This window comes from Actinokineospora guangxiensis (genome assembly GCF_042657845.1).
GTDB lineage: Bacteria > Actinomycetota > Actinomycetes > Mycobacteriales > Pseudonocardiaceae > Actinokineospora > Actinokineospora guangxiensis.
Map to the genome: position 1 here is coordinate 1 of NZ_JBHSKF010000007.1, position 11,975 is coordinate 11,975.

An 11,975-nucleotide genomic window follows, 5' to 3' on the forward strand; every position below is an offset into this window, starting at 1 on the left:
AGCAACCAGACGTATCTGGTCAATCAATCTACTCAAAGGAACCCACAAAAGGGGTTCACTTCATAAAAGCTCTACTGGCTTTCATCGGCACACTGTTGAGTTCTCAAACAACACACGCACATCCAATCAGAGCCGCACCAAGCGACACCTCGTGGAGGCTGGTTACTTCAGGCTTTGTGTGTCGCACTCCGTTCCGGCTTTCCCGGCCCGTTCCGCGCTGACAGGAAGAAAGTTACACGGCCGCCAACGGGAGGTCAAATCGCACCCCCAGGCGCCCGAACCAGGGTGAAACCGCAGGTCATCAGCCCTGTTCAAGGTCTGAAACCACGGTAACCCAGGCCTAGCGCGGTGTGAATGTGACGGCCGTCACACGCAACTTTCTGCCGAACGGGTCTACAGCTGGACGTCGACGCCCGCCGTGTTCCGCTTCCCACGCCGGATGACCAGCCATTTCCCGTGCAGGAGGTCGGTCTCGGCCGGTACCCACGCCTCGTCGGCCACCTTCGCGTTGTTCACGTAGGCACCGCCCTCGTTGACCGTGCGGCGCGCGGCTCCCCTGCTCTCGGACAGGCCGGAGGCGATGAGGAGGTCCACGATGGTCGGCCCGTCCGCGAGCTTCGCGCTGCCGGTGGGGACCTCCGCCATGGCGGCGTCGAGCGTGGCCGCGTCCAGCGAGGCCAGGTCCCCGCGCCCGAACAGTGCCTGGCTGGCGGCGATGACCTGGGTGGTCTCGTGCTCGCCGTGCACGAGCTTGGTGAACTCCTCGGCCAGGCGCTTCTGGGCGGCGCGCAGGTGCGGGCGCTCGGCGGTGTCGGCGGCCAGGGCGTCGATCTCGGCCTGGTCCAGGAAGGTGAACAGCCGCAGGTAGCGGATGACGTCGGCGTCCCCGACGTTCACGAAGTACTGGTACCAGGCGTACGGCGAGGTCATCGCCGGGTCGAGCCACACGTTGCCGCCGCCGGTGGACTTGCCGAACTTGCGGCCCTCGGCGTCGGTGACCAGCGGTGCGGTGAGGGCGTGCGCGGACTTGCCGGTGGCCCGGCGGATCAGCTCGACGCCGCCGATGATGTTGCCCCACTGGTCGGACCCGCCGAGCTGCAGCGTGCAGCCGTGCTCGCGGAACAGGTGCAGGTAGTCGTTGGACTGCAGCAGCAGGTAGCTGAACTCCGTGTACGACATCCCGTCGCTGTCCAGGCGACGCTTCACCGTCTCGCGGGCGAGCATGACGTTGACGGAGAAGTGCTTGCCGACGTCGCGCAGGAACTCCAGCACCGTCACCGGGCCGGTCCAGTCCAGGTTGTTGACGATGACGGCGGCCGTGCCCGGCCCGTTGCGGTCGTCGAAGGCGACGAAACGCTCCAGCTGCCCCCGGATGCGCCCGGCCCACTCGGCGACGGTGTCCAGGGTGTTGAGGGTGCGCTCGCCGGTGTCGCGCGGGTCGCCGATCATGCCGGTGGCGCCGCCCGCGAGGACGATGGGCTTGTGCCCGGCCTGCTGGAAGCGGCGCAGCATCAGCAGTGGGACGAGGTTGCCCGCGTGCAGGCTCGGGGCGGTCGGGTCGAAGCCGCAGTAGAGGGTGAGCGGGCCGCCGCTGAGGTCGTGGCGCAGGGTGTCGAGGTCGGTGGACTGCGCGATCAGACCGCGCCAGGACAGCTCATCGAGGATGTGTTCGCTCACGTCCACATCTTCGCCCACACCCCGTGCCACCTGCGACCGGGTTAGCCGGGGCGGACCCGTCCCCCGCGCCGGTAGGTGCTCACCGACGGCGAGCCGGTCACCCAGAACCGCCAGGGGACGTCCACGGCGACGGCGACCCCGACGCGCGGGCCCACCGACACCCCGGTGACCGGGTCGCCGCGCAGCAGCCGCACCGGGGAGGCCGGGTCCGTCAGGTCGATGCCGTTGTGCGTGCGGTCGATGCCCAGCACGCCGCACAGCTTGGCGGGGCCGCGCGCGAGGTCGGCCGTCGAGCGCGCGGCCGGCCTGCGCAGCCGCGCTTGGTCCACTCCGGACACGACTTCCCCGGCGCGGAGCAGGACCGCGCCGGGGACGCCGTCGGTGAGGGAGACGACGTTCGCGCAGAAGTGCATGCCGTAGACGAAGTACACGTACAGGTGGCCCGCGGGCCCGAACATGGCGTCGTTGCGGGGGGTGCGGCCGCGGTAGCAGTGGGACGCGGGGTCGTCGCCGCCCCGGTAGGCCTCCACCTCCACGATCCGCACGGTGACCTCGCCGGCCACCAGGAAGGAGCCCAGCAGCACCCGGGCGGCGTCGACGGGATCGATCGCCAGGTCCGCCCGGGTGAACTGCTCCCCCGGGACCGCTACTTGCGCACGATCTCCTCGGCCCACGCCCGGTGCTCCTCGATCCGCCGCTCCACGCGCGACCGCTGCTCGGCGACCCGAGGCGGCGCGGTGCCACCGTAGCCGTCCCGGGAGGCGATCGACCCCTCGACCGTCAGCACCTCGCGGACCGCCGGGATCAGCGCGGGGTCGACGGCGGCGAACTCCTCGTCGGTCAGGTCCTCCAGGCCCACCCCGCGCGCCTCGGCGGCCCGCACGCAGCCGCCCGCGGCCTCGTGCGCGACGCGGAAGGGCACGCCCTGGCGGACGAGCCACTCGGCGATGTCGGTGGCCAGGGTGAAGCCCGCCGGGGCGAGCGCGGCCAGCCGGTCGGTGTGGAAGGTCAGCGTGCCCACCATGCCCGCGATGGCAGGCAGCAGCAGGCTCAGCTGCTCGACGGAGTCGAACAGCGGCTCCTTGTCCTCCTGCAGGTCGCGGTTGTAGGCCAGCGGCTGGGCCTTGAGCGTGGCGAGCAGGCCGGTGAGGTTGCCGATCAGCCTGCCGGACTTGCCCCTGGTCAGCTCGGCGACGTCGGGGTTCTTCTTCTGCGGCATGATCGAGCTGCCGGTGGCCCAGGCGTCGTCGAGGGTGGCGTAGCCGAACTCCGCGGTCGTCCAGATGATCACTTCCTCGGCGACCCTGGACAGGTTGACCGAGAGCATCGCCAGCGCGAAGGCGATCTCGGCGGCGAAGTCGCGCGAGGCGGTGCCGTCGATGGAGTTCTCCACCGGGCCGTCGAAGCCCAGCTCCTCGGCGACGGCGGCCGGGTCAAGGCCCAGCGACGAGCCCGCGAGCGCGCCGGAGCCGTACGGGGAGACCGCGGCGCGCTTGTCCCAGTCGCGCAGGCGCTCGACGTCGCGCAGCAGGGACTGGGTGTGGGCGAGCAGGTGGTGGGCGAGCAGCACGGGCTGGGCGTGCTGCAGGTGCGTGCGGCCGGGCATGACCGCGTCGGCGTGCCTGCGCGCCTGGTCGGTGAGCGCGGCGGCGACGTCGAGGACGCCACCGGCGACCTGGCGGGCGGCGTCGCGCAGCCACATGCGGAAGAGGGTGGCGACCTGGTCGTTGCGGGAGCGGCCCGCGCGCAGCTTGCCGCCCAGCTCGGTCCCGGCACGCTCGATGAGCCCGCGCTCCAGGGCGGTGTGCACGTCCTCGTCGGCCACGACCGGGGTGAACGCCCCGGAGACCACGTCGGCCTCCAGGACGTCCAGCGCGGCGAGCATGCCGGACAGCTCGGCGTCGGTCAGCAGGTCGGCGCGGTGCAGGACGCGGGCGTGCGCCCGCGACCCGGCGATGTCGTAGCGGGCCAGTCGCCAGTCGAAGTGCGTCGACAGGCTCAGCGCCGCCATCGCCTCGGCGGGTCCGCTCTGGAACCGCCCGCCCCAAAGGCCGTGCTCAGTCACAACTCTCCTAGATCAGATTCTCAGTGGTGGAACGCCTGGTCGCGCTTCGCGGCGATCTTGCTGGGCAGGCCCCAGAGCTGCACGAAGCCCTTGGCCAGGGACTGGTCGAAGGTGTCACCCTCGTCGTAGGTGGCCAGGTTGAAGTCATACAGGCTCTGCTCGGAGCGGCGCCCGGTGACCACGGCGCGGCCCGCGTGCAGGGTCAGCCGGACGTCGCCGGAGACGTGCTGCTGGGTGGAGGCGATGAAGGCGTCCAGGGAGTCCTTCAGCGGGGAGAACCACAGGCCGTCGTAGACCAGCTCGCCCCAGCGCTGCTCGACGGTGCGCTTGAAGCGGGCCAGGTCGCGTTCGACGGTGACGTTCTCCAGCTCCTGGTGCGCGGTGATCAGCGCGATCGCGCCGGGAGCCTCGTACACCTCGCGGCTCTTGATGCCGACCAGGCGGTCCTCGACGATGTCGAGCCGTCCGACACCCTGGGCGCCGGCGCGCCGGTTCAGCTCCTGGATGGCCTGGAGCACGGTCACGGTCTCGCCGTCGATGGCGACCGGGACGCCCCGGTCGAAGGTGATGACCAGCTCGTCGGGGTCGCGCGGCTCGGCCGGGTTCGCGGTGTAGGAGTAGACGTCCTCGATGGGCGCGTTCCAGATGTCCTCCAAGAACCCGGTCTCGACGGCGCGGCCCCAGACGTTCTGGTCGATGGAGTACGGCGACTTCTTCGACACGTCGATGGGCAGGTCGCGCTCCTCGGCCCAGGCGATGGCCTTCTCCCGGGTCCAGGCGAAGTCGCGGACCGGGGCGACGACCTTGAGGTCGGGGGCGAGCGCGCCGATGCCGACCTCGAAGCGGACCTGGTCGTTGCCCTTGCCGGTGCAGCCGTGCGAGACCGTGGTCGCGCCGTGGTACTTGGCGGCCTCGACCAGGTGCTTGACGATCACCGGGCGGGAGAGCGCCGAGACCAGCGGGTAGCGGTCCATGTAGAGGGCATTGGCCTGCAGCGCGGGCAGGCAGTACTGCTCGGCGAACTCGTCGCGGGCGTCGGCGACGACGGCCTCCACCGCGCCGCACTCCAGGGCTCGCTTGCGGATGACGTCCATGTCCTCGCCGCCCTGGCCGACGTCGACGGCCACCGCCACGACCTCGGCGCCGGTCTCCTCGGCGATCCAGCCGATGCCGACGGAGGTGTCCAGTCCGCCGGAGTAGGCGAGCACCACCCGCTCACTCATTGCTCTCTCCTTGATCTGTTCCGTTGGTCCGTGCGGCCAGGGCGGTGAAGCGGTCGGCGAGGTCACGACCGGTGACCGGTTCCCTGGCGATGACCGCGAGGGTGTCGTCACCGGCGATGGTGCCGACGACGTCGTCCAGCGCGGCGCGGTCGATCGCGCTGGCGAGGAACTGCGCGGCGCCGGGGGGCGTGCGCAGGACGGCGAGGTTGCCCGAGGCGTCGGCGGAGACGAGCAGCTCGCCGAGCAGCCGGGTGAGGCGGGACGTGCCGCCCTGCACCCCGCGCACGGGGCTGCCGTCCTCGGGGATGACGTAGACGGGCGCGCCGCCGTCGACGCCGCGCAGCTTGACCGCGCCGAGTTCGTCGAGGTCGCGCGACAGCGTCGCCTGGGTGACGTCGACGCCTTCGGCGGCCAGCAGCTTGGCCAGCTCGCTCTGGCTGCGGATCGCCTGGTTGCTGACGATGGCGGTGATGCGGGCCTGGCGCGCGGTCCTGGTGGGGGTCATGAGCGCTCGACCAGCCACGTGAGCAGGGCCTTCTGCGCGTGCAGGCGGTTCTCGGCCTCGTCCCACACGGCGCTGGACGGGCCGTCGAGCACCTCGTCGGTGATCTCCCAGCCGCGGTGGGCGGGCAGGCAGTGCAGCACGATCGCGGTGTCGGCGGCGCGGGCCATCAGCTCGGCGTTGACCTGGAGGCCGCGGAACGGGCTGACCCGGTCGCGGCCGTCGTTCTCCTGGCCCATCGACGTCCAGGTGTCGGTGACGACGACCTCGGTGCCGTCGACGGCGGCGTGCGGGTCGGCGTGCAGGGCGACGCTGCCGCCGGTCGCGGCGGCGCGCTTCTCGGCCGCGGCGACCACGTCGGGGTGCGGCTGGAAGCCCTCGGGGGCGACGACGCGCACGTGCATGCCCGCGGTGGTGCCGCCGAGCAGCAGCGAGTGGGCCATGTTGTTGGCGCCGTCGCCGAGGTAGGTGGCGGTGACGCCGCCGAGCCTGCCGTGGCGCTCCTCGACGGTCTGCAGGTCGGCGAGGACCTGGCAGGGGTGGAACTCGTCGGTGAGCGCGTTGACCACCGGGACCGAGGACGCCGACGCCATGGCCTCGATCCGCTTCTGCGCGAAGGTGCGCCAGACGACGGCGTCGACGTAGCGCGAGAGCACGCGGGAGGTGTCCTCGATGGTCTCCTCGCGGCCCAGCTGCATGGTGCGGCCGTCGACCACGATCGGCTGGCCGCCGAGCTGGGCGATGCCGACCTCGAAGGACAGCCGGGTGCGGGTGGAGTTCTTCTCGAAGATCGTCGCGACCGACTTGCCGTCGAGGGGCTTGCGGCCCAGCGGGTCGGCCTTGAGGGCCTTGGCGAGGTCGAGGACCTCGCGCTGCTCGGCGGGATCGAGGTCGTCGTCGCGCAGGAAGTGCCGGGGCATCACGCCTCCTCCAGGATCGACGGGAGCGCGGCGACCAGGTCGGCGGCCTGCTCGGCGGTGATGACCAGCGGCGGGGCGAGCCGGACGGTGTCGGGCTGGACGCCGTTGACCAGGAAGCCGCGGTCCTGGGCGGCCTTGGCGACGGCGGCCGAGACCGGGGCGGTCAGGGCGACGCCGAGCAGCAGGCCGGTGCCGCGGACCCCGGCGATGAGCGGGTGGCCGATGGCCTCGATGCCCGCGGCGAGGTCCTTGCCGACGGAGGCGGTGTGGTCGAGCAGTCCGTCGGCGGCGATGGTGCGCAGCACGGCGAGCCCGGCGGCGCAGGCGACCGGGTTGCCGCCGAAGGTGGTGCCGTGGTGGCCGGGGCCGAAAAGCCCGGCGGCCTCGCCGACGGCCACGCACGCGCCCAGCGGCAGGCCGCCACCGAGGCCCTTGGCCAGGGTGAACACGTCGGGGACGATGCCCGCCTGCAGGAAGGCGAACCAGGAGCCGAGCCTGCCGACGCCGGTCTGCACCTCGTCGAGCACGAGCAGCGCGCCCGCTTCCGCGGTGATCTCGCGGGCGGCGTGCAGGTAGCCGTCCGGTGCCGGGACGACGCCGCCCTCGCCGAGGACGGGCTCCAGGAACACCGCGGCGGTGTCGGCGTCCACGGCGGCGCGCAGGGCGTCCACGTCGCCGAAGGGGATGTGCTCGACGCCGGGCAGCAGCGGGGCGAACGGGTCGCGCTTGGGCGGCTGGCCGGTGAGGGTGAGCGCGCCCATGGTGCGGCCGTGGAAGGCGCCGGTGCAGGCGATGACCTTGCCGCGGCCGGTGAGGCGGGCAAGCTTGAGCGCGGTCTCGTTGGCCTCGGCGCCGGAGTTGCAGAAGGCCACCTTGGCCTGGCCGGTCAGGCCCGCGACGTCGAGCAGGGCGTCGGCGAGGTCGACGGTGACCGGGTTGACGTAGAGGTTGGAGGTGTGGCCGAGCCGGGCGACCTGCGCGGACACGGCCTCGACCACGGCGGGGTGGGCGTGGCCGAGGGCGTTGGTGGCGATGCCGGCGAGGAAGTCGGTGTAGCGGGTGCCGTCGGCGTCCCAGACGTGGGCGCCCTCGCCGCGGACCAGGGTGAGCGCCGGGGTGCCGTAGTTGTCCATGAGCGCGCCTTCCCAGCGCGCCCGGCCTTCGGCGTTGGAGCCGATCATGCTTCCCCCTCGTTCGGCAGGACCATGGTTCCGACGCCGGAACCGGTGAAGACCTCCAGCAGCACCGAGTGCGCCAGTCGGCCGTCGATGACGTGGGCGCGCGGGACGCCGCCCTGGACGGCGCGCAGGCACGCCTCCATCTTCGGGACCATGCCGCTCTCCAGGCCGGGCATGAGCTTCTCCAGCTCGGCGGCGCGGATCTCGTGCAGCAGCGAGGAGCGGTCGGGCCAGTCGGCGTAGAGGCCTTCGACGTCGGTCAGCACGACCAGCTTCTCGGCCTTGAGCGCGACGGCCAGCGCGGCGGCGGCGGTGTCGGCGTTGACGTTGTGCGGGACGCCGTTGGCGTCCGGGGCGACGGTGGAGACCACCGGGATGCGCCCGGCGCTGACGATGTCGAGCACCGCGGCCGGGCTGACCGCCACGACGTCGCCGACCTGGCCGAGGTCGACCTCGACGCCGTCGACCAGCGCGGTGCGCTTCTCGGCGGTGAACAGGTGCGCGTCCTCGCCGGAGATGCCGACGGCGTGCGGCCCGTGCTGGTTGATCAGACCGACGATCTCGCGCCCGACCTGCCCGGTGAGCACCATGCGGACGACGTCCATCGCCTCGGGCGTGGTGATGCGCAGCCCGGCGGCGCGCTCGGTCGGGATGCCCAGGCGTTCCAGCATGGCCGAGATCTGCGGGCCGCCGCCGTGCACGACGACCGGGCGCAGGCCCGCCAGGCGCAGGAACACCATGTCTTCGGCGAAGGCGCGCTTGAGGGTGTCGTCGACCATGGCGTTGCCGCCGTACTTGACCACGACGAGCGCCCCGTGGAAGCGCCGCAGCCAGGGCAGCGCCTCGATCAGGATTCCGGCTTTGTCGGCGGGGGTGGTCATGAGCTGTAGGCGCTGTTCTCTTCGACGTAGGCGTGGGAGAGGTCCGTGGTGAGGACGGTGCCCGTGCCGGTGCCCGCGTGCAGGTCGATCTCGACGGTGATGTCCGTGCCGGTCAGGTCGGCCAGGGAGCGGTCGTCGCCGCGACCACCCGCACGGCAGACGGTGACGCCGTTGATGGTGATGTCGAGGGACTGCGGGTCGAAGTCGGTGGGGGCGTTGCCGACGGCCATGGCGATGCGGCCCCAGTTGGGGTCGCTGCCGAAGAAGGCGGTCTTGCACAGCGGGTCGCGGGCGACCGCGCGGGCGGCGGCGACGGCCTCGGCGTCGGTGGCGGCCCCGGCGACGGTGATGGACACGTGCTTGGTGACGCCCTCGGCGTCGGCCTGGAGCTGGGCGACGAGGTCGGCGCAGACGGCCTGGAGGGCCTCGGCGAAGGCGGCCGGGTCGGGGGTGACGCCGGAGGCGCCGGAGGCCATGGCGATGACGGTGTCGTTGGTGGAGGTGCCGCCGTCGACGTCGAGGCGGTTGAAGGTGACGGCGACGGCGGCCTTGAGCGCGGCGTCGAGGGCGGGCGCGTCAACGGCGGCGTCGGTGGTGACGACCGACAGCATCGTGGCCATGTTGGGCGCGCACATGCCCGCGCCCTTGGCGAAGCCGCCGATCGTCCAGCCGTCGCGGGAGAGCGCGGTCTGCTTGGGGTGCGAGTCGGTGGTCATGACGGCGGTGGCGGCGGCCAGGCTCGCCTCGGCGCCGGGGGCCAGGCCCTTCGCGGCGATGTCCACACCGGACTTGACGGCGTCCATCGGCAGGCGCTCGCCGATGAGTCCGGTGGAGCAGACCGCCACATCGATCGCGCCGGCGCCGAGCACGTCGGCGACCTTCTCGGCGGTCGCGTGGGTGTCCTGGAAGCCCTCGGGCCCGGTGCAGGCGTTGGCCCCGCCGGAGTTGAGGACGACGGCGCGCAGGCTCGCGGTCGTCAGAACCTGCTGCGACCACAGGACGGGCGCGGCTTTGACCTTGTTGGTGGTGAACACGCCCGCGGCCGCCGTGCCCGGCCCGTCGTTGACGATCAGCGCGAGGTCGAGGTTGCCGGACGCCTTGATGCCCGCGGCCACCCCCGCGGCGCGGAAGCCCTGCGCTGCGGCGACACCGGTCGAGCGGTCGAGTGCGGTCACGGGGCGACTCCCACGGAGGAAAGGCCGGTGGTCTCCGGCAGGCCGAGTGCGATGTTCATGGACTGCACGGCGGCGCCCGCCGTGCCCTTGGTCAGGTTGTCGACCGCGCCGACGGCGACCAGGCGGCCCTGGTCGGCGTCGACGGTGACCTGAAGGTGCACGGCGTTGGAGCCGAGCACCGCGGACGTGGTCGGCCACTGGCCTTCGGGCAGCAGGTGCACGAACGGCTCGTGGTCGTAGGCCTTGGCGTAGGCGGCGCGGACGTCGTGGTCGCCGGTGAGCTTGGCGGTGCAGGTGGCGAGAATGCCGCGCGGCAGCGGGGCCAGCACCGGGGTGAAGGCCACACCGACGTCGCGACCAGCGGCTTTCCGCAGGTTCTGGGCGATCTCGGGGGTGTGCCGGTGCACGCCGCCGACACCGTAGACCGACAGCGAGCCCATGACCTCGGAGCCGAGCAGGTGCGGCTTGAGCGCCTTGCCCGCCCCGGAGGTCCCGGAGACGGCGACGATGACGACCTCGGGCTCGATCAGGCCCGCGGCCAGCGCGGGGGCGAGGGCGAGGGAGCTGACCGTCGGGTAGCAGCCGGGGACGGCGATGCGGCGGGCGTGGACCAGGTCGTCGCGTCCGTTGGGCAGCTCGGGGAGACCGTAGGGCCAGGTCCCGGCGTGGTCGCCGCCGTACCAGCGGGTCCAGTCGGCGGGGTCGTCCAGGCGGTGGTCGGCGCCGCAGTCGATGACCAGGGTGTCGGCCAGCTCGGCGGCGATGGCCGCGGAGTGGCCGTGCGGGAGCGCGAGGAAGACGACGTCGTGGCCGTGGAGGGTGTCGGGGGTGGTCTCTTCGAGGAGCCGGTCGGCCAGGGGGATGAGGTGGGGCTGGTGCTCGCCCAGCCTGCTGCCCGCGTTCCCCCCTGCCGTCAGCGCGCCGATGTCGACGTCGGGGTGACTGAGGAGGAGCCGCAGCACCTCACCCCCGGCATACCCACTGGCCCCTGCGACCGCTACTCGCACCATGCGAATGATTATGCAGGGTCATGCAAGGTCAATCAATCCGAGGGTTGTCGTCCGATGGTGGTGTTCACCACCGAGTCACGGACAGGCTCGGCGCCCCCGAGCGAGTACAGCGCCAGATCAATGTCGCGCGCCATCCAGCGATGCCCTTGTTCGAGTCCTCTCGCCCGCAGGTCCTCGACACAGGCCATGTAGCGGGCGTACATGCCATTGCCAGGCACGAAGTCGACGCCTGGCAGCGCCAGCAGGGCACGGTGCGCTCGACGGTCGTAGACAGCCATGCGATGAGGAGCACCCGCGACCAACAGGACAGAGGTCAAGGCGTTGCCGTTCCTGCAAGCGGGAAGCTCTCGGAGGTGCTCACGCCCACGACGCGCGGCGTCCACGACCGCCAGGCTCTCGTCGCGAACCTCGGCTACCGCTTTGGCGGTGATGGTTCGGACTTGCTGGTCGGGCATCGAACACAGCGCCGTCGCCCATTTCGTGTCGGCCCGCATGCGCTTCCACAGCACCAAAGCGCCGATGTCCGCTTTCCCCAGGGATCGGGACTGCTCCACCCTGGCCGCGACCTCGTGAAGCGCCTCGTCGTAAGGCTGCGACACGGATTGTCGGTACTGGACGAGCGCGGCCGCCACCCGCACTACTGCGTCGTCGTTCATGGCAGGTGCATCATGCCTGCGCCGCGGTGCGTTACCGCTTCCTGGCGATGGTGACGCCGTCGCGCAGCGGCAGCATCACCACGTCGACGCGGGAGTCGGCCACCACGAGGTCGTTGGTGTGCATGATCGCGGTGGTGGCCTCGTCGGACGGGTCCGGGTTCAGGACTCGGCCGCCGCGCAGGACGTTGTCCAGCAGGACCAGGCCGCCGGGGCGCAGGCGGGTGATGATCTCCTCGTAGTACGCCGGGTAGGACACCTTGTCGGCGTCGATGAAGGCGATGTCGATGGACTCCTCGGCCGGGAGGGCGCGCAGGGTGTCCAGAGCGGGGGCGATGCGGAGGTCGATCTTGTCCGCGACGCCCGCACGGGTCCAGTACCGCTGGGCGACCGAGGTCCACTCCTCGCTGACGTCGCAGGCCAGGAGGGTGCCGTCGGCGGGGAGGCCGCGGGCGATGCACAGCGACGAGTAGCCGGTGAAGACGCCGACCTCGACCGCGCGGCGAGCCCCGGTGATGCGGACGAGCATCGTCAGGAACTCGCCCTCGTCGTGGGAGATCTGCATGCCGCTGGCGTCGGGGAAGGTGCGGTGGGTCTCCTCGGCGAGTTCGCGCAGGAGCGCGTCCGGCTGGGTGGAGTGGGCCAGCAGGTAGTCCGACAGCGGCGGGCTCAGGATGTCCACGGAGATCCC

Annotated in this window: 12 protein-coding genes; all 12 read right to left on the reverse strand. The window is 71.8% G+C overall.

Annotated features, from left to right (window positions below; translation table 11 throughout):
- Nucleotides 1–393: 393 nt before the first annotated feature.
- The 12 genes from tyrS to ACFPM7_RS16010 are packed head-to-tail and all read right to left on the reverse strand — an operon-like array spanning nucleotide 394 to nucleotide 11,966.
- On the reverse strand, nucleotides 394–1,677 hold the full coding sequence (gene tyrS, locus ACFPM7_RS15955) for a tyrosine--tRNA ligase (protein ID WP_378248408.1): 1,284 nt from the start codon (nucleotides 1,675–1,677) through the stop codon (nucleotides 394–396).
- Nucleotides 1,678–1,718: 41 nt separating this feature from the next.
- Nucleotides 1,719–2,351: a DNA-3-methyladenine glycosylase gene (locus ACFPM7_RS15960; protein WP_378248409.1), complete on the reverse strand. Its 633-nt coding sequence runs from the start codon at nucleotides 2,349–2,351 to the stop codon at nucleotides 1,719–1,721.
- On the reverse strand, nucleotides 2,324–3,742 hold the full coding sequence (gene argH, locus ACFPM7_RS15965; protein ID WP_378248410.1) for an argininosuccinate lyase: 1,419 nt from the start codon (nucleotides 3,740–3,742) through the stop codon (nucleotides 2,324–2,326). Before argH ends, ACFPM7_RS15960 begins: the two co-directional genes overlap by 28 nt.
- 20 nt (nucleotides 3,743–3,762) lie before the next feature.
- Nucleotides 3,763–4,965 carry an argininosuccinate synthase gene (locus tag ACFPM7_RS15970; RefSeq protein ID WP_378248411.1) on the reverse strand — a complete coding sequence of 401 codons (1,203 nt, stop codon included), beginning with the start codon at nucleotides 4,963–4,965 and terminating at the stop codon, nucleotides 3,763–3,765.
- On the reverse strand, nucleotides 4,958–5,470 hold the full coding sequence (locus ACFPM7_RS15975) for an arginine repressor (protein WP_378248412.1): 513 nt from the start codon (nucleotides 5,468–5,470) through the stop codon (nucleotides 4,958–4,960). Before ACFPM7_RS15975 ends, ACFPM7_RS15970 begins: the two co-directional genes overlap by 8 nt.
- On the reverse strand, nucleotides 5,467–6,387 hold the full coding sequence (gene argF / locus ACFPM7_RS15980; protein WP_378248413.1) for an ornithine carbamoyltransferase: 921 nt from the start codon (nucleotides 6,385–6,387) through the stop codon (nucleotides 5,467–5,469). Before argF ends, ACFPM7_RS15975 begins: the two co-directional genes overlap by 4 nt.
- The gene (locus ACFPM7_RS15985) at nucleotides 6,387–7,568 is read right to left on the reverse strand and encodes an acetylornithine transaminase (RefSeq protein WP_378248414.1); all 1,182 of its coding nucleotides are present in this window, start codon (nucleotides 7,566–7,568) and stop codon (nucleotides 6,387–6,389) included. Before ACFPM7_RS15985 ends, argF begins: the two co-directional genes overlap by 1 nt.
- Nucleotides 7,565–8,446, reverse strand: a complete 882-nt coding sequence (gene argB / locus ACFPM7_RS15990; RefSeq protein ID WP_378248415.1) for an acetylglutamate kinase — start codon at nucleotides 8,444–8,446, stop codon at nucleotides 7,565–7,567. Before argB ends, ACFPM7_RS15985 begins: the two co-directional genes overlap by 4 nt.
- Complete coding sequence (argJ, locus tag ACFPM7_RS15995) at nucleotides 8,443–9,621, reverse strand: bifunctional glutamate N-acetyltransferase/amino-acid acetyltransferase ArgJ (protein WP_378248416.1); 1,179 nt, start codon at nucleotides 9,619–9,621, stop codon at nucleotides 8,443–8,445. Before argJ ends, argB begins: the two co-directional genes overlap by 4 nt.
- Nucleotides 9,618–10,631 carry an N-acetyl-gamma-glutamyl-phosphate reductase gene (gene argC, locus ACFPM7_RS16000; RefSeq protein WP_378248417.1) on the reverse strand — a complete coding sequence of 338 codons (1,014 nt, stop codon included), beginning with the start codon at nucleotides 10,629–10,631 and terminating at the stop codon, nucleotides 9,618–9,620. The genes argJ and argC overlap by 4 nt, the downstream gene beginning before the upstream one ends.
- Nucleotides 10,632–10,663: 32 nt before the next feature.
- The gene (locus ACFPM7_RS16005; RefSeq protein WP_378248418.1) at nucleotides 10,664–11,287 is read right to left on the reverse strand and encodes a hypothetical protein; all 624 of its coding nucleotides are present in this window, start codon (nucleotides 11,285–11,287) and stop codon (nucleotides 10,664–10,666) included.
- A 31-nt stretch (nucleotides 11,288–11,318) separates the two neighbouring features.
- Nucleotides 11,319–11,966, reverse strand: coding sequence for an O-methyltransferase (locus tag ACFPM7_RS16010; protein ID WP_378248419.1), 648 nt, complete (start codon nucleotides 11,964–11,966; stop codon nucleotides 11,319–11,321).
- Nucleotides 11,967–11,975 lie beyond the last annotated feature (9 nt).